Origin of the sequence: Acetatifactor muris (assembly GCF_024623325.1) — a bacterium.
GTDB lineage: Bacteria > Bacillota > Clostridia > Lachnospirales > Lachnospiraceae > Acetatifactor > Acetatifactor muris.
The window spans coordinates 37,772-60,740 of the sequence record NZ_JANJZD010000016.1 but is presented as its reverse complement, the minus strand read 5'-3'; the positions used below and the strand labels follow the sequence as shown (position 1 = coordinate 60,740).

General features: G+C 36.9%; 18 protein-coding genes. All 18 read left to right on the top strand.

Annotated features, from left to right (window positions below; all coding sequences use genetic code 11):
- Nucleotides 1–65 precede the first annotated feature (65 nt).
- The 18 genes from NSB25_RS15810 (at nucleotide 66) to NSB25_RS15725 (ending at nucleotide 22,896) form a co-directional block, all read left to right on the top strand.
- Nucleotides 66–1,331 carry an ATP-binding protein gene (locus NSB25_RS15810; protein ID WP_103237650.1) on the top strand — a complete coding sequence of 422 codons (1,266 nt, stop codon included), beginning with the start codon at nucleotides 66–68 and terminating at the stop codon, nucleotides 1,329–1,331.
- Between the two features lie 595 nt (nucleotides 1,332–1,926).
- On the top strand, nucleotides 1,927–2,775 hold the full coding sequence (locus tag NSB25_RS15805) for a LicD family protein (protein WP_103237649.1): 849 nt from the start codon (nucleotides 1,927–1,929) through the stop codon (nucleotides 2,773–2,775).
- Nucleotides 2,765–4,753, top strand: a complete 1,989-nt coding sequence (locus NSB25_RS15800) for an aminotransferase class I/II-fold pyridoxal phosphate-dependent enzyme (protein ID WP_103237722.1) — start codon at nucleotides 2,765–2,767, stop codon at nucleotides 4,751–4,753. Before NSB25_RS15805 ends, NSB25_RS15800 begins: the two co-directional genes overlap by 11 nt.
- A 49-nt stretch (nucleotides 4,754–4,802) precedes the next feature.
- Entirely contained in the window at nucleotides 4,803–5,477 is a 675-nt protein-coding gene (locus tag NSB25_RS15795) for a hypothetical protein (protein WP_103237648.1), read from the top strand.
- Between the two features lie 382 nt (nucleotides 5,478–5,859).
- Nucleotides 5,860–7,098, top strand: coding sequence for a 6-hydroxymethylpterin diphosphokinase MptE-like protein (locus tag NSB25_RS15790; RefSeq protein WP_103237646.1), 1,239 nt, complete (start codon nucleotides 5,860–5,862; stop codon nucleotides 7,096–7,098).
- Between the two features lie 111 nt (nucleotides 7,099–7,209).
- On the top strand, nucleotides 7,210–8,175 hold the full coding sequence (locus NSB25_RS15785) for an NAD-dependent epimerase/dehydratase family protein (protein WP_103237645.1): 966 nt from the start codon (nucleotides 7,210–7,212) through the stop codon (nucleotides 8,173–8,175).
- 8 nt (nucleotides 8,176–8,183) lie between these two features.
- Nucleotides 8,184–9,776: an aldolase catalytic domain-containing protein gene (locus NSB25_RS15780; protein ID WP_103237644.1), complete on the top strand. Its 1,593-nt coding sequence runs from the start codon at nucleotides 8,184–8,186 to the stop codon at nucleotides 9,774–9,776.
- Complete coding sequence (locus tag NSB25_RS15775) at nucleotides 9,773–10,450, top strand: acylneuraminate cytidylyltransferase family protein (protein ID WP_103237643.1); 678 nt, start codon at nucleotides 9,773–9,775, stop codon at nucleotides 10,448–10,450. Before NSB25_RS15780 ends, NSB25_RS15775 begins: the two co-directional genes overlap by 4 nt.
- Nucleotides 10,447–11,595 carry a 6-hydroxymethylpterin diphosphokinase MptE-like protein gene (locus tag NSB25_RS15770; protein ID WP_103237642.1) on the top strand — a complete coding sequence of 383 codons (1,149 nt, stop codon included), beginning with the start codon at nucleotides 10,447–10,449 and terminating at the stop codon, nucleotides 11,593–11,595. The genes NSB25_RS15775 and NSB25_RS15770 overlap by 4 nt, the downstream gene beginning before the upstream one ends.
- Nucleotides 11,592–13,190 (top strand): cytidylyltransferase domain-containing protein, encoded by a 1,599-nt coding sequence (locus tag NSB25_RS15765; RefSeq protein WP_103237641.1) that lies wholly within the window; start codon nucleotides 11,592–11,594, stop codon nucleotides 13,188–13,190. Before NSB25_RS15770 ends, NSB25_RS15765 begins: the two co-directional genes overlap by 4 nt.
- A gap of 23 nt (nucleotides 13,191–13,213) precedes the next feature.
- Nucleotides 13,214–14,251, top strand: coding sequence for an N-acetylneuraminate synthase family protein (locus NSB25_RS15760; protein ID WP_242982240.1), 1,038 nt, complete (start codon nucleotides 13,214–13,216; stop codon nucleotides 14,249–14,251).
- Nucleotides 14,252–14,283: 32 nt separating this feature from the next.
- Nucleotides 14,284–15,444: a glycosyltransferase family 4 protein gene (locus tag NSB25_RS15755; protein ID WP_103237640.1), complete on the top strand. Its 1,161-nt coding sequence runs from the start codon at nucleotides 14,284–14,286 to the stop codon at nucleotides 15,442–15,444.
- A gap of 119 nt (nucleotides 15,445–15,563) precedes the next feature.
- Nucleotides 15,564–16,700, top strand: a complete 1,137-nt coding sequence (locus NSB25_RS15750) for a glycosyltransferase family 2 protein (RefSeq protein WP_172454912.1) — start codon at nucleotides 15,564–15,566, stop codon at nucleotides 16,698–16,700.
- Nucleotides 16,681–17,802, top strand: a complete 1,122-nt coding sequence (locus tag NSB25_RS15745) for a polysaccharide pyruvyl transferase family protein (RefSeq protein ID WP_146039943.1) — start codon at nucleotides 16,681–16,683, stop codon at nucleotides 17,800–17,802. Before NSB25_RS15750 ends, NSB25_RS15745 begins: the two co-directional genes overlap by 20 nt.
- Before the next feature lie 41 nt (nucleotides 17,803–17,843).
- Nucleotides 17,844–18,965 carry a DUF5672 family protein gene (locus NSB25_RS15740; RefSeq protein WP_103237637.1) on the top strand — a complete coding sequence of 374 codons (1,122 nt, stop codon included), beginning with the start codon at nucleotides 17,844–17,846 and terminating at the stop codon, nucleotides 18,963–18,965.
- A gap of 6 nt (nucleotides 18,966–18,971) precedes the next feature.
- Nucleotides 18,972–20,090, top strand: a complete 1,119-nt coding sequence (locus tag NSB25_RS15735; protein ID WP_103237636.1) for a rhamnan synthesis F family protein — start codon at nucleotides 18,972–18,974, stop codon at nucleotides 20,088–20,090.
- A gap of 14 nt (nucleotides 20,091–20,104) precedes the next feature.
- Nucleotides 20,105–21,535 (top strand): DUF4422 domain-containing protein, encoded by a 1,431-nt coding sequence (locus tag NSB25_RS15730; protein WP_103237635.1) that lies wholly within the window; start codon nucleotides 20,105–20,107, stop codon nucleotides 21,533–21,535.
- 41 nt (nucleotides 21,536–21,576) lie between these two features.
- Nucleotides 21,577–22,896 (top strand): glycosyltransferase family 2 protein, encoded by a 1,320-nt coding sequence (locus NSB25_RS15725; protein WP_146039942.1) that lies wholly within the window; start codon nucleotides 21,577–21,579, stop codon nucleotides 22,894–22,896.
- Nucleotides 22,897–22,969: the final 73 nt, after the last annotated feature.

Below are 22,969 nucleotides of genomic sequence, written 5' to 3'. Positions count from 1 at the left end.
TTCGGCAGGACAAGCTTTTTTCTAAGAAATGAAGAAATGGCAGAAAGATAAAGAGGGGCAGGAAAATGAGGCGGTATTTCAACACAGAGGGGTGCTGCAGACCGGGGATTCATTATATGGTGCGGCTGGATGAAAGACTGGATGAGATAAAGCGGCTGTATGTGGACAGAGGAAAATATTTTGTCATCAACCGGGGAAGGCAGTATGGGAAAACCACAACACTCAGAGAGCTGGCCGAATATTTGAAGAATGACTATGCGGTTCTGTCTATGGACTTTCAGGCATTGGGGACGGATAATTTTGCCGACGGGCCGACCTTTGTGACTTCCTTTATTGAATATCTGGAAGAAATATATGCCAGGAAAGAGGGATTACGGAATGACATGTGTACGGAAGCTTATCAGGAACTGCTTTCTCTGAAAAGCAGGGAAAAAGCAGGGCTGGATAAATTGTTCCGTGGTTTGAGCAGGATGTGTGAAACTGCGAAAAAGCCTGTTGTCTTGATTATAGACGAAGTGGACGGTGCATCAAATAACCAAATTTTTATTGACTTTCTGGCACAGTTGAGACGGTATTATCTGGACAGAGATAGCAGTCCCACCTTCCATTCGGTGATATTGGCAGGTGTGTATGACATCAAAAATCTGAAACTGAAAATACGTCGGGATGATGAGCATCAGTATAACAGCCCCTGGAATATTGCTGCAAGATTTAATATGGAGATGAGTTTTTCTGCAGATCAGATTGCTCGGATGCTGCAGGAATACGAGGACGATCAGAGCACAGGGATGGATGTAAAAGCCATGGCCAGTTGTATTTATGAATATACTTCTGGTTATCCGTATCTGGTTTCGGCGCTCTGTAAGTTTCTGGATGAGGATATTCCTGAGAGAGACGGATTTGCAGACTGCGGGGACATATGGACGGAAGAGGGTGTGAGGGAGGCGGTGAAAATACTGCTGAATGAAAATATACCGCTATTCGGCAGCATGGTACGACAGCTGGATTTGTACCCGGAGCTGAAGGATGTGCTGAAGCAAATTCTGTATGAAGGGCAGAGGATAGCCTTCAGTCCGGATACAAAATCAATCAACATTGGCCTTATGTTTGGTTTTCTGAAAGAAAATGAAGGACAGATTGTTATCGCTAACCGTATTTTTGAAATGCGGCTGATGAATTTGTTTATATCAGAGGAATCTGTTCAAAGCGACGTGTTCAAACAGGGACAGAGTGACACGAACCAGTTCATCCGAAACGGCTGGCTTGACATGGACAGGGTCCTGGAAAAGTTCGTGGAATTATTCAAGGACAGTTTGCAAGAGAATTCCTGAAGGAAGAACGGATACTAATAGGAATGTATGAGGATGCAGATTGTAAAGGGAAAACAGAATACACATTTCATAATACAGGGGCCTTTTTGAAGGTTCCTTGTTTTTATATTCTGTAGAATTGTGAAAAATTCCATTATCATAATGGTTAAGGATTAGAGACAAGGGGCCGATATAATTGTCAGAATCCCTGGAGATTGGGATAAAAGTAATGGGAATGAAAGTAAATAGGGCAGCACGGAAGCGAAAAGATTGCATGGAAGCAGGAAAGTGACGGAATCTGTTGTTGTGGGTGCAATAATGGATTTTTTTATGGGTTGATTTTAAAGTATATATATCTTATTATATAATGGAGATTTGGCGATAGAAACCTGTCTTAGATTTTAGTAGATAATTTTCGTGATTTTGCTGTGCCGACGGGTAAGGCATAACAGGAGTAGGAAACAGCCTGAAATATGGGAGAATATATGGATATCAGCGTAAACAGAAGAGGCTATCAGCCTACGCAGGAGGAATTGAGGAAAATACAATTGATATTATGAGTGTTTTGTATGTTATGAAAGGCCCGGAAAAAGTTAGGGAACAAAGGATATGATATATGGAAGAATTTGAATATACGCCTCAAAATATACGCAGATTGCAGATGGTTGAATTGGATATGCTGAAAGAGGCAGATCGCATCTGCAGGAAAAATAATATTCACTATGAGCTGGATGGCGGTACTCTTTTGGGAGCTGTTAGACATAAAGGCTTTATTCCTTGGGATGATGATATCGATATTCGAATGTTGCGCAAAGATTATGATAAGTTCTGCGTGGTATGTGAACAAGAGCTTGATCCCGAAAAATATTTTTTACAGACTTATAAAACTGATCCTGGATATCGCTGGGGATATGCCAGAATTTTGCGAAAAGGTACAATGTTCAGGCGTAAAAACCAGGACATGCTTACGATGAAGAGGGGGATTTTTATAGATATATTTCCCTGTGATGGAATGCCGGAAAGACAACCCTGGAAAGCGATATTTAATTTCAGATGTTATGCTGTCAGAAAAATCTTATATTCTCCGGTTGGAGCAGTAAATGATAACAATTTAGGAAAACGGACAGTTTATAAGATTTTGCGTATGCTTCCTGCAAAGATTGCCTTTCGTGAAATGGAGAGGCTTTCTGATAAATATGCAGACAGGGACACCAGACTTATTCGAACCATTGGATGGGGGGCTCCGGAAGAGAATAAGGGATTTCTGCGTGATTGGATGGAAAAATCATGTGAGATAGAATTTGAAAATTTGCAGGTAAAAGTACCGGTTGACGCGGATGGGTATCTGCGTTTTATGTTCGGGGATGATTATATGACTCCGCCGCCGGAGGAACAGAGGAAGCCAAAGCATACCGCTACTGATATAGACTTTGAACAAGGATGGTGCAATCAGGATGAGAATTGAAGAGTTTAATATTTTATATGCGATACATAAACTGGGTATTTCCTTTTCAAAAGAGTTGATTGCAGAGAAAACCGGTTACGGATTGTCAGAAATTGATGGGGTTATTGAAGTACTGAAAAACAAAAATTGGTTGGACGAAGATATTACTGATTCAGGATATGCTGCCTTGGATGAGTATAAGGTCGACAATGCGATTATAATGGCAGCAGGATTTGGGCTGCGAAGTCTTCCGCTGTCACGCTATGTACCAAAGGGACTTTATGTGGTAAAGGGTGAAGTGTTAATTGAACGGCAGATCAGGCAGCTTTTGGAAGCTGGTATTAAAGAAATTGTGGTAGTTGTGGGATATTTAAAGGAACAGTTTAAATATTTGCAGGATAAATATGGTGTGATTATTGTTGAGAATGATGACTATTATCGATACAATAATATTTCTTCTCTTTATGCGTCAAAAGACTATTTGAAAAATAGTTTTATTTGCTGTTCAGATAATTATTTTAATGTAAATATTTTTGAAGAATATGTTTATGATTCCTATTATTCCTGCAAATATACCAAGGAATATGCCGAGGAATATTGTGTTACCAAGATGGAAGGGGATTATATTGCAGAGATTCATAAGGGCGGAAGTAATGCGTGGTATACCATAGGGGAGGCTTATTTTTCAAAATCTTTCAGCAGCATTTTTCTAAAATATCTGGAGTCAGAATATGAGAATTCAGAAACTAAAAAGATGCTTTGGGATGATTTTCACATTAGACATATAGAAGAACTGCCTTTGCTGTTGGTGAAATATGATAACACTATTGTGCAGGAGTTTGACACGGTTGAAGATGTGGCAGCCTTTGATCCGGATTTCAGAAAATATCAAGACAGGATATTGGAGTCAAATGCAAATACAGCCGCAAAGCTGCCTACTATCTTTGTAAAATATGATGATGTGGAACGTTATAATTCTGCTGTAACAGATCAGCATTCAGGACGTCTCCATTTGAATGAAAATACATTTGGACCGAGTCCTAAGTGTATGGATGTCCTGAAAGAGATACGAGTACAGGATTTATATGAATATGATATGGCATCAAAGGACTTTCTGGTTGAGGAGATATCAAAGGTTTTTTCTATTCCGGAAGACGATATTTATATCCATAATGGTTCGGCGGAACTAATCAAATCTGTCTTTTCTATCACGTTGGAAAGAGGGGACAGCATTTTAGTTTCAAATCCGGGGTGGAGCTATTATGCGAGTCTGGCAAGGGAAAAATTCTGCAATGTATATTACTATGATGTTCTGAAAGACGATTATGCATATTATATGGATGTGGAAGACATTTTGAAAAAGGCAAAGCAGCATCAGCCGAAAATTATTGTCATTACAAGTCCTCATAACCCAACGGGGTGTAAGATAGATGGAAATGTACTCGAAATGATTATAAAGGAAAATCCGGATTCTCTGGTGTTGTTGGACGAGGCATATTGGGGATTCTCAGAGGAAAACATTGATGTACGCAGACTGGTAGAAACATATACCAATATTATAATATCCAGGACATTTTCCAAGTATTATGGGCTGGCAAATATGCGGGTGGGGTATGGCTTCTGCAATTCTAAGGTAAAACATATTTTCGGCTTGGATCTTCCATTATTCCGGGAGAGTACTCTATCCCGCAGGATGGCAGTAGCAGCAATGCATGAGGAAATATACTATGAGGATGTGACTCATAAATTAAATGAGATTAAGACATGGTTTATGGATGAATTGAATCAGCTTTCAGGTGTCAGGGTATTTCAGTCATGTTCCAACTTTGTGGCAGTTAAGATTGAAAATGCGGATATGCAAAAGATAAGAGAAATATTAAAAGAAAATGGTATTTTGATACGCCTGTTTGAGGATAAAGAAGAAGTGATTGCCAGAATTACGATATCTGAAATGGAAATTATGAAGAGAACAGTGGATATCTTTAAGGAAAATTTGTGAGTATTTTAAACATATTTATTCAAAATGGAATGGATAGGAGGGTATAGAAATGGTAAAGGTCCTGGATGAGTTTAGAAAAAGATTAGATGATGTAATGATAAAGGCGTTCGGACATAGAGTGGTTTTGTTCGGATATGGATATTCAGGGCGTTTTCTTGAGTGGTATGCGGAATATTATCATAGTATCAAAGTGGATTTTATCATCAAAGAGGGATATGCGAAGGACATACCATATGAATTTCCTATATTCAGAGATTCCTTATTTGAGTTTGACTATATGGATGTAAAAAATGCTTTGGTATGGTTGGCAATTCCAGAAGATGAGGAAGTAAAAAGGAAACTTGAGGAGGCCGGTTATATAAAAGATAAAACATATTTTAATTTTCTGGAGATTGTATATGGTAAGGATTACATATGTACAGAATCTGAGGAAAAGGATATTTTTACCCGAAAGAAAACAGGTATACGGGATGTACAGTTTATGGAATGGTTGGAATATGTATACGATTGCAATTTTGTCACAGCTATAGAAAGCAAGGATTTTGTAGAAGGGATAGCCGGGGGACATAGTTATCGAATAAGTACGCAAAAAGAAATTTTTCCAATTTTAGATAAATGTCACTGTATGCCGAAAGATGGGGACGGAATTTTTGATTTCGGTTGTGGTAAAGGCGGGGCAATGATTGCATTTTTGGATTATGGTTTCCAGAAGATTGGGGGGTAGAATATGAAGCACCCATTTATGAGGAACTGGTAGCTAATTTTAGAAAATTGGGTATTGGGCTGAATGATCATAAAAACATTATCTGCATACATGGGGATGCAGGTAAGATTACTGCAGAATTAGATGATTATAATTGGTTTTATTATTTTGATCCGTTTGGAAATCCTGTCTTTGAACAAACGATCAGCAACATATGTGATAGCTTGAAAAGAAAGCCAAGAAAGATACATATTATAAATATTAATCCCAGATTTAGTGATGCTATTTTGAGTAGCGGGTGCTTTGAATTGACAAACCAATTTCTGGCTACTACGCGTCAGAAGGTGGTGAATATCTTTGTTTCAAAAAGAGAGTATGAGCCAAAGGTATAACGGAGGTTGGAATGAAACGTTATTACTTATATGGGGCAGGACAGAACTGTAAAGGTGTAATTAAATTTTTTGGCGCAGAAAATATTACTGCAATCATAGACAGTGATGAAAAAAAGAATGGAAAGAAATTTGATGGCATTCCTATTGTTTCATTGCAACAGTATATTGCGCAGGAAAGTAATGAAGAAATTATTATTACAAGTGTTTTGGCGAATAAAGAAATTGCAGAAGTATTGGAATTTAATGGAATTAGAAATTATTACAAATGTCCTTATATGTTAACAGGATTTTATGAAAATGGAAAAGATATTGTGGATAAGTTAGAATTGAAAAAATATCCTGAAATAGTCTGTTGTAGCTGTAATCCAATATCAGAATCCATAGAGGAAGAGGTAAAAAAGAAAGATAGTAGTATTGTTTTTAAATATATAGACAGAGATAATCTGAAAGAAGTAAATAATAAAATCCCGATTTTGGTAACGAATGAAGATGACGAATATATCTGGAAGAAATTGAATAGGGCTGATGGACTGGAAAATGTGATAGATATCAATAATATTTATAGAGCAAAATATGGCTTTATTAATAAAGATATTGTCAAATTCAGAGATATTCATAAGGGAAAGCGTTGCTTTATAATTGGAAATGGCCCAAGCTTGAGATATACGGATCTGGAAAAATTGCGTGAGGAAAAAGAAATTTGTTTTGGATGTAACAGAATATATTTGGCATATCCCAATACAAATTGGAGACCTGATTATTATGTTGCAGTAGATCACATGATAATCCAGAATGATTATGCTAAAATACTGGAGCTTGGAGGGATCAGATTTGTCCGTCATTCTTATTGTCAGGTGGAAAATTGGGCAAAATACGGTATATATGAATTTAGAGGGTTGGCATGTCCGTCTCAACAACCACAAGTATCCTATGACATATTAGAAGGAATTTATATGGGGAATACAGTAGTTTATGATGCCTTGCAGATAGCCTTATATATGGGGTTCCAGGAGATTTATTTATTGGGTGTGGATATGACTACAGGTATAAGATATGAAGATGAGGGATCGCATTTTTATAAGTCTCCGGATACCAAAGAAAATCTGGGTACAAGTAATTCCTTGGAGGCGAGAAAGAATCTTGGATATGCAGCAGAAGAAATAGCAAAGTCGGGTTGGATATTACGAAACGCAACAAGAGGTGGAGAACTGGAAGAGGTGCCCAGGGTAGATTTTGATCTATTGTTTTAAATAAAGATAATCTTTTGAAGTACTTAAGCAAGTGCCATATAGAAGGGCGCATCGAAATATTATAATATAGGGAATTGGGGAAAATTAAGGCGTATAAGCGAAGCGTGGAATATGAAGGGAACAGATGTGATGAAGACAGATTTGGTTACAGGAGCAGCAGGTTTTATAGGGGCAGAAATAGCAAGAGAACTATTGAAACAGGGACGTCAAGTAGTGACAATTGATAATTTATCTACTGGAGCAGAGGAACATATACCTGAAAATGTAATTTTCATTAAAGGAGATACTTTTGATAAAGAAGTGTTAGAAAAACTGGAAAAGTATAATATTGAAAATATATATCACATAGCAGGACAAAGTGGTGGTATTACCAGCTACGATGACCCTGTATATGACATGAATTCTAATATCAAATCTACACTGCTGTTACTGGATTATGCTGCAGAACATAAGTGTCAGAGTTTTATTTATGCAAGTTCGATGGCAGTATATGGTGATGAAAATCAATGCCCTATTATAGAAGAAACAGCTATTATAAAGCCGAACACTTTTTATGGTATAGGGAAAATGGCAAGTGAAAATTATATGAGAATTTATGCCGAACAATTTGGAATAAAATGTACAGCACTTAGATTCTGTAATATTTATGGACCAGGACAGAATATGGAAAATCTGCGCCAGGGGATGGTCAGTATATTTATGTCTCAGGCGATAAAAAATAAACATATTCACGTGATGGGGAGCGAAAAGCGATTCCGTGACTTTGTATATATTGATGATGTAGTGAGAGCCTGTATTATGGCGGCTGATGGAAAAGAGAAAGAAAGATTCAATGTATATTCCATCGCAACAAATAGGAAAACAACTGTAGAAGAGTTAATTAGACTTATTCAGAAAGTAATGCCCTTTGAAGTGTCAGTTGAGTATAAGGGAAGTACGCCAGGGGATCAATTTGGTGTTTATTGCAGTTATGAATTGATTAAAAAAAATTTAGGCTGGACACCCAAAATAGATTTGCAGAACGGGCTTGCCAAAATGTCAGGATGGGCTTTAGGCGATAAACAGAAAGGAAAATAAAATGCCATATGAAAAGAATCCAGGTGTTGGACTGTACCTTAAGGGATGGGGGTTATGTCAATTCATGGAATTTTGGAAGAGACAAGATACAGTATATAATAGATGGTTTGATGGCGGCGAACATTGATTACATTGAATGCGGTTATTTGACAAATAGTGCGAGTGAAACAGCTTATGACACGACATTATTTAAAGAAGAGCAGCAGATAACAGATACTATCCGTGATATTCATAGGATCAAAAATTTGGTGGCAATGGTAGATTTTGGAAAGTATGATATTTCTGCTCTGGCAGAGAGGTCAGCAGACAGTCTGTTTGGTATTCGTCTGGCGTTTCATAAACACGATTCTGATAAAATAGAGGATGTCTGTTATCAGATTAAGAAAAAGGGTTATCACTTATTTATGCAGCCCATGCTGACAATGAATTATGCGGATGAGGAATTGGTGGAATTGATACATTCAGTCAACCGTATTCATCCATACGCATTCTACATAGTAGATAGCTTTGGCAGCTTAAAAGAGAATGATCTGCAACGTATGTTATATGTGGTGGACCATAACCTGGAGGATGATATCATTCTGGGATTTCATTCGCATAATAATCTCCAACTGGCATATTCAAATGCACAGTTAGTGACGCAACTGCAGACAAATCGTCAAATTATTATTGATTCAAGCATCTTCGGTATGGGAAGAGGAGCGGGAAACCTTAATACAGAATTGTTTGTTGAGTATTTAAATGATTATTATTTTGGAACATATAATATAAAGCCATTGTTGCGTGTTATGGATGATACCCTTAATGGTATATACAATGAAAAGTATTGGGGGTATTCACTGGCATATTACATATCAGCAGTATATAATTGCCATCCGAATTATGCGTCTTATCTTTCTGAAAAGAACTCACTGCTGTCTGATGACATAGAAAGTATTATTTCCAAAATTGATAGTATGCATAAGGAGCATTATAGTGAAAAATATATAGAACAGGTGTATTTATCATATTTGTCTGAACAAAAGGAAAAAAGTGATGCAATGGCCGTCTTAGGAGGAATATTTAATGAAAAAGATATATTAATGATAGGGCCCGGAAAGAGTGTTCTGGAACATCAGGAGCGCCTTTTACAACTGATTTCGATGGAAAAAGTTATTGTAGTTTCTATAAATTGTATTCATGAATGGTTGAGAGATCAGATAGATTATATATTTGTAAGTAATAAGCGGCGCTTTGAAAGGATGCCGACCGATCTATACGGAAAACTGATTATAACTACTAATATAAAATGCCCAGAGGCGTTATATAAAGTACCCTATGAAAATCTGCTTAATGATCAGGAAGACGTTGAAGATAATTCAGGCATGATGTTTTTGAAGTTATTGACTTCTTTTAGTGTAGATAAAGTATATATAGTGGGACTGGATGGCTTTTCTTATGACATGGATGAAAATTACTATACGGAGGATATGAAGTTTTCATTGAATAGAAATAGGATGAAGAATCTGAATGATGGAATGAGAAAGTTGATTGGAGATTTTCAAAAAATTATAGATATTGAGTTTCTGAATTCACCCAGATTTTTAACGGAGGGATTATGAAAGTAATAGCAGTAGTACCAATTAAATTGAACAGTGTCCGGTTACCGCAAAAAAATATTAGGAGTTTTAAGAATGGACAACCATTATGCTTCTATATTTTAAATACATTACTGGCAGTTCAAAATATTGATGAGGTATATGTGTATTGCAGTAATCCAAAAATCAAAGATTATATACCGAAGGAAGTAAAATTCCTGCAAAGGAGTCCGCAATTGGACCTGGACACTACAAAGATGAATGAAGTTTTGAAAAGCTTTGGAGAAGAAGTGTACGCGGATATTTATGTAATGACACATACAACAGCACCCTTTGTAAAGAAGGAGTCTATTGAAAAAGGATTGCATGCTGTTCTTGAGCAGGGATATGATTCTGCATTTGCAGTAAAAAGGCTTCAGGATTTTCTGTGGAAGGATGGCCGACCTTATAATTACAGTCTGGAAGATATACCGCGTACACAAGATCTGGAAGCTGTTTATGAAGAGACCAGTGGATTTTATATTTTTGAGAGAAGTGTAATGACGGATTATAATAGACGAATAGGAAAAAGACAGTATATGGTGGAGGTATCAGAAATAGAGGCGATAGACATTGACGAGGAAGAAGACTTTATCATTGCAGATGCAATATTTAATTATTTAAGGATTCTTCCAGGTGGTGAGAGGGTGACACTGTGAGAAATTATCATAAAACAGATGAATTGATTGGAGCGGTTCAATCGTTAAGAGGAAACAAACTCTATATTGCCGGGGCGGGAAAATATGGTGAATTTCTGGGGCAGTTTTTTGACAAGCATAAGATTGCATGGGAGGGATATGCGGATAAAAGAAAATCAATACAAAAGCTGAATGGGAAGCCGGTATACACTTATGATAAATTAGATGTGGATGGATATTATGTGGTTTCTACCTGTAATTATAAAGATGAAATAGAAGAGGAATTGAGAAACGCCGGCATCCGGCCAGAACGGATAATTTCTTATGATAATCCGGAAGTAATATATGAATTATATGCAGATTGGATTGATTGGAGAAAATATACTAAGAGACTCAAGAAGTTTTATGGGCGGCATAAGGGTAAGAGATGCTTTATCATCGGTAATGGTCCCAGCCTCAGTCTTCAGGATTTGGAGAAATTAAAACAGGAAATTTCTTTTGGTTCAAATTCGATTTATGCATTATATGCACATACTGCCTGGAGACCTACCTATTACTGTGCCTGGGATCCTGTTTTCTGTAAAGAGATGATGTCTGAAAAGAAGAGTATGTTTCGGCTGATGGAAGGATGTGAGGCAACGTTTACCTCATTGTTTAATGATGCGATTCAATATAGAGACGACGCTGATATGGAGAAGCTTTATTACATGCGTACTATGCATGAGATCGCGAACAATGGTCTGCCGAAGTTTTCGGAAGATTGCGCAGAATGTGTATATACTTCGGGAACGATAACCTATGGAATGCTGCAGTTAGCGGTTTATATGGGATTTAGACAGATATATTTATTAGGTATGGATTTTAGTTACTCTCATGAACGGTATGCAGATAGTACTATCGTTGTAAAAAATACAATGAATCATTTAGATATTATTGAAAAAGTGCAAGAGCGATATTATAAGCCATTGACAGAGCATTACGGAGTACAATATATGGCTGATATAGATTTACAACGTTCAGGTTATGAAGTTGCTAAAAAATATGCGGATACCCACGAAATTAATATATATAATGCTACCAGGGGAGGAAAACTGGAAGTATTTAAAAGAGTAAGTTTTGATGGTTTATTTGATGGTATTTTTAGTCAAAAAGAGGGAAAACAGTGAACATTTTAGCAATAATCCCCGCACGGGCAGGCTCCAAAGGGATTCCAAACAAGAATATCAGAATAATAGGTGGCCATCCGCTTATTTATTATACCATTAAGAATGCAATAGCCTCTAAATATATTACTGATATAATTGTATCTACAGATTCCGTAGAAGTAGGAATTATTGCGCGTCAAATGGGAGTTAAGGTAAAATGGCGAGATGCAGAGTTATGTGGAGATGCAGTTACGCTGGATGCGGTAGTTGCTGATGCTGTTTCAGATGGAAACTGGGATTATATTGTTACGATGCAGCCAACATCACCTACTTTGCAGGTTGATACTTTAGATAGGGCAATTTTATATTCTATCGAAAACAATCTCGACACAGTAATATCTGCAATAAATTCTCCACATTTATCGTGGGGAGAGAAAGATGGAAAGAAAGTGCCCAATTATATAGAGCGGCTTAACCGACAATATTTGCCTCCCTGCTATATGGAAACAGGAGCCTTTGTAATTTCGAAAGCATCTGTAGTAACTCCAAAAACCAGAATTGGAAAAAGAATTGAAGTATTTGAAATACCAGAGGATGAGGCATATGATGTAGATACTTTTAATGATCTTCATAATGTGGCAATGATTTTGGACAGGAAAAAGGTTGCGATTTATGTGAATGGCAATAATAAGCGAGGTATTGGTCATATTTACCGGGCATTGGAAATCGCAGATGAATTTTATACTAAACCGGACATATATTATGATATCAATCAAACGGAAGTCAAAGTGTTTGGAAAGACAACGCATAATCTGATTCCGGTCAATGGGATTGCAGAACTTTTTGAAATATGTAAAAAAAATAATTATACATTATTTATCAATGATATTCTTACAACGTCAATTGACTATATGATAGGTTTGCGATCGGTTCTTCCAAATGCAAAAATTATTAACTTTGAAGACGATGGAGAAGGAGTTATTAAGGCCGATTTAGTCTTCAATGCACTGTTTAGCGGGGCGGAACTTCCACAAATACATGCAGGAGAAAAATATTACATTTCTGGTAAAACCTTTATGTTTTATGAACCTATTGAAATTAAGGAAAAGGTAAAAAGGATATTTATTTCTTTTGGTGGTGCGGATCCGCAAAATTATTCTGACAGGATATTAAATATGTTGACTAAAACTGAGTATCAAAAATACCAGTTCGTTATGGTTTTAGGACGTGCAAAGCAGAATGTGGAGAAGCTGATGGAATATAATAATTTCCCCAATATTGATGTCCTTTATGATATATCCAATATGCCTGAAATTATGGCCGGATGTGATATAGGGATAACTTCCAGAGGGCGTACAGGATACGAACTGGCAATGTTAGGTATACCTTCCATTGCAATGGCCCAGAATACGAGGGAAGAAAAGCATGGGTTTGTAAGTAATGAAAATGGGTTCAGCTATATTGGGCTGAATCCAGCTGATGAAATAATTGAAAGTACCATAAGAATGTATTTATCAATGTCAAGGGAGAGTCGGCAAAAATTTCAGGATATGCTTCTCAGTCATGACTTACGTGACGGACGAAAAAGGGTAATGGGATTGATTAATTCACTATGATAAATATGGAAGGAGAGAATTAAGTGAATAAACCATATATAATTGCAGACATGGGAGTCAATTTTTTTGATACTGCAAAAGTGATGAACATTAGTCCGATGGAGGCTGCAAAGATTTATATTGATAAAGCTGCAGAGGTGGGAATTGATTGTGCTAAGTTCCAATCGTATAAAGCAAAAACCATTGTGTCCAGAAATTCACCGGCATATTGGGACTTGAACAAAGAACCTACAAAAACACAATATGAACTTTTTTTGAAGCATGATTGTTTCGAAGAAAAAGACTATTTAGAATTGAGTAGGTATGCACATGCGAAAGGCATGGATTTTACATCTACTCCATTTGACTATGATTCTGCAGATTACTTGGAAACAATGATAGATTTTTATAAAGTTTCTTCTTCTGATCTTTCTAATTTGCCTTTTATTCATCATATAGGGAAAAAGGGAAGGCCAGTATATATATCGGTGGGAGCATCTTATCTTTCGGAAGTGGATGAGGCATTGAGAGCTTTGAAAGAAGTTGGTTGTAAAGATATAGTTGTTTTGCATTGTGTATTGTGTTATCCGACAAAACCGGAAAATGCAAACCTTCGTATAATTGAAACACTTAAAAGAGATTTCCCTAATGTTCGAATTGGATATAGCGACCATGTAGCACCTGATGATACGATGATGACTCTGTCTACAGCCTATTTACTGGGTGCTGAAGTCATTGAAAAACATTTTACACTTGATAAAACATTATTGGGGAATGACCATTATCACGCAGGGGATCCGGATGATTTCAGAAAAGCTATAGCTAATTTTAAATGGATTGATACAGTGTTAGGCTCGGAAGAAAAAATAGTATTAGATTGTGAACAAATTTCACGACGGGAAGCAAGAAGATCGTTAGTGCTCACTAAAGAGATGAAAGCAGGCGAAGTAATAAAAAGAAAGGACATAATGGCCAAACGTCCAGGAACAGGGATTTCTCCGGAATATTTGGATGTTGTTATAGGACGAAAGGTCGTGAAAGAACTGGCCGAGGACACAATTTTAACATGGGATATGATATAGATTTTATTAGAATGAAATAGATTGAGGAATGTATGAAAATTCTTTCTTATGCATGGTACATATATGATTCACGGTTACAACAATATATAAATAACTGTACTGGCGGCGGACTTGTGGTTCGTGATTTATGTGAATTTTTAGGACAAAAAGAAAAGTCTTATTTGTTTATTGGGCAATATGTGTTTCCTGAAATGAAACTTGGTAATATAAACTTGGTAAAGACAGATTATCAAGCGGATATGAAAAAATCAGCAGGCAAGGATGAGACATATATTGCTTATATGACAAAAGTCTTCGAGAGGACTATAGAAGAAGTACGACCAGATATCATTCATTTTCATGACTGTGGAGATTTAGCATATTCAATTATTAAAAATGTATGTATTCCTCATAAATTGAAATATGTTATTACCTGCCATCTTTACATTGGCAAAAATCCGGAATTTGCAGGGTATGAAAGATCTTTAGCCGTTGAAGAGAGAATGCTGGAGTTAAGTAATCTGAACCTTATTACTGTCAGTAGTGGCATGAAAAAAAAGATTTTAAGAGATTATCCGAAATATGATGAGAAAAATATAACACCAATATTGAATGGAACAAGTTTCAAAGCTGCTTATATGAAAAGTGACTACAGAGATTATCTGGAAGTCGGTGATAGAAAAGTCCTGTTATGTGCTGGTTCGATTTGTTATAGAAAGAATCAATTACAGATTTTACGCATATTCGAACAATATTCCCAGTTAAAAGAACAAATATATGTCATTTTTTGCGGAAATATGACAAAAACGATGACTGAGAATTTTGAAGAAGAAATAGAGAAAAGAAAATTGAGCCAGTGCATGCATTATATTGGGGCATTATCCAGTGAAGAAATGAAGAAGATGTATTCTATTTCAGAGGGCCTTATTATGCCAAGTTATGCCGAAGGTTTGAGCATTTCTGCGCTGGAAGCAATTGCTTATGGGGTACCGGTTATTATGTATGATGATTCAGAGTGCGCATTGGATTTAGATGATGAAAATGTTGTAAGCTTTGCAAAGAGCCATACGGATGAAAGCATGGTAAATGCAATAATTCATTGGTATAACAAGGTATGGGATAGAGATTATATTATAAAGTATGCTGAGTATTTTAAGATGGAACGAATGGCAGATGACTATATAAGATATTACAAAAATTATGATTTAAAGTAAGCATAGATATTTCCATTTATAAAAGCTATAAAGCAGATTAGGCTAGTGTTTTTCCATGGAAAGGGTAAATAGTGGAATAGGTGGAATTTTATCAGTGTATTAAAAACGGGTGAGCAATATTGGGAAAAAATAGGAAAATAAGTATTATAACCGTTGTATATAATGCAGCAGATACCATAGAACAGACAATCAAAAGTGTAATCAGGCAAAAGACAGAAAATGTGGAATATATACTGCTTGATGGAATGTCCACAGATGGTACATATGAAATTATACGGAAGTATAAAGACGATGTGGATATTATAGTACATGAAAAGGATAATGGACTGTATGATGCTTTGAATAAAGGGATAATGCTGGCTTCTGGAGAAATCATAGGGATAATCCATGGCGATGATTATTATGCGGACGGGACAATTTCTAAAGTTGTTGCATATTATGACACTCAGGACGCAGATATTCTGTATGGAGACGCGTTATGGTTTGACAAATCAGGGGAAGATGGTTTATATGCTTGCTATAATATTGAAGAACTCTGGTATAGGATGGCTGTTCCCCATCCTGCTGTATTTGTGAGAAAAGAAGCGTACCTGAAGCATGGTTTATTTGATGTACGATACGCCATAGCGGCGGATTATGAGCTGATGTTAAGAATGTATAGTGAAAAGGCCAGGTTCGTCCATGTGGATGAGGTTCTGGCGTATTTCCGAAAAGGCGGATTGAGTGCAAAGAGGCAAGAGGAATGTATTGAAGAGGCAAAGTCAATTTCGCTGCGATATATTGGTCGATGTGGCGAACCAGATAAATGGCTGCACAAAATAGAAGAAACTTATGCTATCCGAAAGTTTGAACAATTAAGCGAGAGAGAAGAAGGATTGCTAATTCAGGGAATAGAGCGGTTTATGGGTAATGAGGGCGGTAATCTGACAATATTTGGCATTGGAAAATGGGGGAAGCGTTGTTTTCAGGTTTTGGAGTCGTCCAACATAGAGGTGGATTCCTTTGTTGACAATAATCCGGCCCGGTGGGGAGAAAGATATCATGGTATCTTAATCAAATCACCAGATACATTAGTAGATTATTGTGGCAGCGTGTTGATTGCCACATCAAAATATGAGGATGAAATAAAACGGCAGTTGGAGGGAATGAGTAAGAAAATATCAATCCTTTCCTTGTCCGACTGGGCAAGAGAAGTGTTGGATTGTTTGCAATATATAGAGTGGGAGCCGGAGACATATGAGAACGATATTGGCTAATACAATTGCCCCATTAAAGAAACGAAAAGGGCAATTATCTGATTGTAGAGAAATGATACAGCGCTGCGGCGCGAATACTGGAAATGTTTGTTTTGTAGACGCCATGTACCAGCAGCTGGATTTTGAAAAAGAAGTGGTATGCAATGATATAGATGTAGACAACTTAGAGGATGCGGTGTGTGTGCTTCCGGCCTCTAATTGGATAAATCATGATGGAAAAGTATTGGGACAAATTTTTCCTCGTTTGAAAACTACAAATGTTAAGTTAGCGGTACTTGGACTTGGAATACAGATGGAATTGGACCAGACAATAGAGGACTTTATTAAGGGGCTATCATCAGAAACCATTACCGCGTTGAAGATAATGAGTGAACATTGTGCATGCATTGGTGTACGGGGGGGCATTACTGGAGAGATTCTGGATAGATTGTCAATTCATAACTGGCAGATTGTCGGATGCCCATCTTTCTATGAACCTTATAGAAAAACGGGAACGATTACATTAAAAGAACCATCTGCTGAGAAAATCTGTTATAATACAAAGCCCGGTTTGGATAAGGAACATAAATTGATGGAGATGGCATTATCGGCAAAGGCACCTATTGTGCTACAGGCTATGAGTGATTTACCGCTGACTTTGACAGAGGGAAGGACTGTTGAACAAAGGCTGCTGGATGACAGGTATCCAGGGGCAAAATTTACAGCAGAAGAACTTGAAAATTATATACGGGAATCTGGACATATTTTTTATAATCGTGATGATTGGAGTCATTATCTGACAGGGAATAATGTGACATTTTCCGCAGGTGGAAGATTCCATGGCAATATGATGGCTTTTTCAAATGGGATTCCGGCTGTTTGGATTGTTCATGATATAAGGGGAAAAGAATTGGTGGATGCAATGGCTTTGCCTTTTATTTTTTATAATGCCCTGGAAGATATGAATACACCGGACAAGCTGTTAGCTGTTTGTAAGTATGATAATAAATTTGTTCAAAACTATAAGAAAATGGGAGAGGACTATGTAAATTTTCTGGAAAAGAACGGTATCAGACATACGTTTGGATCGGCCTATAACGGTGGTACTGTGAAAAAATCATAAGAGAAGATTATAATTAAACTATTTTGGAGAGTACATAATCAATGAAAAAAGAGGTGGCAGTTGTAATTCCATATTATCACTATGAACTGACAGAAATGGAAAGTATTTCTTTTCATAGATGCCTGAATGTTCTTGGAAATTATCCGATTGTACTTATAGTGCCGGAAAATATGGGGAAAGAAAAGTATCCGCCAGTTTCCGGGCTATTGTTTGAGGTGGTACCTGATGAGTGGATGGAGAGTGTGGAAGCTTATAACCGCATGATGCTTCTTAAGGATTTCTACAGACGTTTTTTGCAGTATGAGTATATATTGGTTTATCAGCTTGATGCATTTGTATTTTCGGATTCTTTACGGCACTTTTGTAGTTATGGATATGATTTTATTGGCGCTCCGTGGTTGCCGGGAATGTATTATATTCATGACTTGAAAAGATGTATGTGGTATGTGGGAAACGGAGGATTTTCTCTCAGAAGAGTTTCAGCTTTTTTTAATGTGCTGAAGACGTGTTCCACCGAAAATGTTATGGTACACGAGGATATTTTCTGGTCCAGCCGGGAGTCAGAATATTTTCATGTCGCACCGGTTGAAATAGCATTACAATTTTCTTTTGAACGTTATGTCCGCCAATGTTATTCACTGAATCATAATCATCTGCCTTTTGGATGCCATGCATGGGAAAAATATGACTTTGATTTTTGGAACCCTTTTTTTGAGGAAAGAGGGTATCACCTGTCCGGTCAGATACCAGAAGGGATTGATATAGATATGGAATATCCAGCCCCCTTTTTGCATTATTTGAATGCGGATAGTGCCATAATCAGAAATTGCTATAATGGTCTGATGGAACAGCGACAAACAGTATATGTCTTCGGAGCGGGAAGAAGGGGAAGCGAATGTATTTGGCTGCTGCGCCATGCGGATGTAGAAAATATTCGTTGTATAGACAACAATATGGCGGTTTGGGGGAACAGGCTATTTGATGTTCCGGTGGAGGAACCAGATATTTTGAAGTATGAAAGAAAAGAGGAAATACTGGTATTGATTGCTGCTAAATACTCGGAGAATGAAATATTAAGGCAATTGAAGGAATGGAAGCTGGAGTATGGACGTGAGGTTTTTTTCTATAGGGATTTGACCGAAAAAATTACAGCGGGATTATGAGATAAAATGAAACGTTTGGGAATAATCGTGTTATTTGACAGCAGTGGGAACGTAGATAATTATATAAAAGTTTTACTATCTTCCTTACAAAGTGAATTGCATGAAATATTGATAGTAATAAATGGCTATATGGACAATAATTCCTTAAAAATACTCTACAATTATACAGATATGGTTTTTTGCAGGGAAAATATCGGATTTGATGCGGGAGCTTATAAAGATGTTTTTCTGCATTTTTTTGGCCGTGACAGGTATGAAATGTATGATGAAATTATATTAATGAATGATACCATTTTTGGCCCTTTGAGTTCGTTAAAGATGCTTTTTGAGAGATTTGAAGCTGAAAATGTAGATTTTTGGGGACTAACTAAGCATCCGGAAAAAGTATGTAATAATGGAAAAGTAATTGAAAGTCATATTCAGGCGTATTTTCTGGTTATTAGGAAAACTCTTTTCACTGATTCTCTGTTTGAAACTTTTTGGCGGGAACTGGATTATCCTCAGTCTTATGAAATGGCAGTCAGAAATTTTGAAATAAAGTTTACAGTTTTTTTCACTGAGAAAGGATTTCAGGGGAATTCATTGATGGAATTATATCAGGGGCTTCTTTGGGAAAAGGAAAATCCTTATTTATTACATAGCTATGAACTTATAAAGGAACTAAAGGTTCCTTTTTTCAAAAAGAAATGCTTGCAGTTTCAAAATGAGGGATATATAAATGCACTTAAAACACTGGAATATATAGAAAAGGAAGATAAATATGATACAAGTCTGATTTGGGATAACATTTATCGTCTATGCAGAGAAAAAAAATATTTATCTGTACTTGACTATGCCGATCTTGATAAATTCTATGCAGTTCATAATCGAATATTTATATATGGAAATGGAAAGTATGGACAGAAAATGGAGAAATATTTTCGATATCGGAACTGGACATTTGAATGTTTTTTGTCTTCTGAAATAACAGATACCTTCGTAAATTGTTGCAAATATTCTGAGATAGACTTTAACTCTGATGATGGCGTTATACTGGCATTGGGAAAGGCAGCATTTGCGGAAGTATATCCTGTTGTTAGAGAAAGGATGGATGATACACAAATGTTCATTTTACGGTATGAGTGAAAATGAGGAATTAGATGAAGCGAATTGTAATATATGCCAGAGGGCGCCTGTTAAATAGATATATTAAGAACATAAAGTGGAAAGAAGTAATTGTTATTGCAGATAAATCAGCAGAAAGCGGAGAGATTTACAAAAATAAGGCGGTAATCCATCCGGATAATTTGGTGCGGTATCAATATGATTATATTGCTGTTTTTTCGGACCGTTATTTTGATGAAATATACGCAGAGCTGGTAGGCAGCTATTATATTCCGGCAGCTAAAATTATTTCATGGAGAGCGGTGACAGGTGTAAATATCCCGAAATTTGAGTTTGCCAATTTTTTGCAGAAGTATTTGAACAGTGATAATTTTGTAAGTATACTGGATTGTCACCCTTCCCCAATATACCAGACTTTTATGACAAAAGAGTCGCTGAGTGAGAAAATTGTCCGGTTGGATAGGATTGGGCAGTGCGGATGCCCTGTGATGAAAAACTTATATGATCATAAGTATATGGACTTAGCCAATGTGGATTTTTCCTTTTATGATTTGGCATTATTATGGGAAAAGCCAGAGCCAATGGAGATTATTGGCCAGATCATGGGAAAATCAAGAAGCTGTCTGATACTAATGAATTATGCGGAGGCAATAGAATGGGATATAGATAATAAAGTAAATATTTTAAAACAATATGGAAATGTTCAGCTTTTAAAAAATAATTTAGGCTGTATCATCAAGATAGAAAAGAAGTCTGCAGAGAAGCAGTTCAATACACGTATTTATGTAGTGACACATAAAAAGTATAATATAAAAAATGACGATTTGTATAAACCAATTTGTGTAGGTGATAACTATTATAATGAGACTTATTTGTCTGAGAAAAATGGAGATAATATTTCTGCTTTAAATGAGAAAATTAACGAATGTACAGCTTTATATTGGATATGGAAAAATACAAAAGAGGAATATATTGGATTAAATCATTATCGAAGATATTTTTACGATAGTAATATGCGGATATGCGGCAATTTTCTATGTAAAGAAACCATTGAAAGACAGTTTGAGAAATATGATATTCTTCTGCCCAGTCTGAGTAGAACATACTATGTGTTGGAAGAGATCAGAAGAAGTGTCAGTGACGAAGAGACATTTAAACGTGGCTATGAAATAATCAGAAGTAGAATTGAAGAACAACAGCCAGATTATATAGCGGCTTTTGACAGTGTAATGCATGGTCACAGAGAATATATATGCAACCTTTTTGTAATGAAGAGAGACATATTTGAGGCCTATTGTGAGTGGCTTTTTTCCTTTTTAATTGATGTGGCAAATCAAATGGATGTAAGCAGGTGTACTGGCAACAGCAGACGTGTAATAGGCTTTTTTGCAGAGAGAATGCTGACTGTCTGGCTTTTCAGACAGGATTTGAGGATAAAGGAACTTCCTATTTTAAAGCTGTTTTGAGTAGAGTAAGAAAAAATGTTGAATACGGGAAACTCAGAAATATGAAAAATACTAAAATAAGGATTACGGTCATAGTCACAATACATAATGCACAGGCCTATATCCGGGAATGCCTGAACAGTGTGCAGGAACAGACCTTTTCTGACATAGAGGTTCTGTGCATGGATGGAGGCAGTACGGATAGAACGCCGGTAATATTAAAAGAATACGCCGGTGCAGACTCCAGAATCCGTATCATCAATGATGCGAATACCAGCTATGGACATAAGGTGAACAGAGGAATAGCGGAGGCCCGGGGTGAGTATATATCTGTCTTGGAATCGGATGATATGTATGAACCCTATATGTTAGAAAAACTGTATGAAGCAGCAGAACGGTATCATGCGGATTTTGTAAATGGAGATTATACCAACTTTTTTGATGCTGACGGACATCGCTTCGGCTATGTGACAAAAATGTATCAGAAGGAGGACTATAACTGCCTGATAAATTATAAAGAGCACCCGGAGAAGTTTGGGGTAATTCCCAGATATTGGACAGGGCTGTTCAGAAAAGAATTCCTACTAAGGGAAGATATTAAAATGAACGAATCGCCGGGAGCTTCCTATCAGGATATGTCGTTTCGATTTCTGACCAGCATATTAGCGAAGCGAGTGTATCACCTGGACATTCCACTTTATCGGTACCGGGTGGACAATCCCGGCTCTTCTATGGTTGATTCGAAGAAAACCATCGTGATAGCGGAAGAACACGAATTTCTAAAGAAAGAGCTGCTGAGGCGAAATATCACCAGCCGTTTTATATGGCATAATGCATATCAGTGGAAATATATGGACTTTCGTGGGAATATGCGGCATTTGAAGGGAGAATACAGGCAGGAATTATTCGACAGGTATCGAAGTGAATTGGAAAAAGACAGAGAGCTGTTAAAAAGCTTTTGTGATTTGGGATACAGCCAATTTGTCAGTGAGATGATATGGGAATCTCCGCAGAGAGTCATGGAACTGCTGGAGCAGGATGAGACAACCGAGCGTGAAGAAAGGAAGCGCCTGTATCGTTTACCGGATAAAATATCAAAACTTGAAAAGAACCGGAAGATAGTCCTTTTTGGATGCGGTCAGAGAGGAGCAGCGGTTTTGGGACAGCTACGATTTGAGAGGGAGCGAATAGGGTGTCTGACGGACAACGCAGAAGATTTATGGAATACAGTTATGGAAGGATACAAAATACATTCGCCGGAGGATGCGGTATGCAGATATCCGGATGCATTCTATATTATTGCAAATAAAATGCATTCTTCTGACATTGCGCAACAATTAAACAATATGGGAGTTCCGGAGGAGCAGATCTGGATTTACTGAAAGATATAAGGGGGGAATAAACGAAAAACCAATTATTTCACTTTGTAATAGGATATGCTATAGTAAATCCATA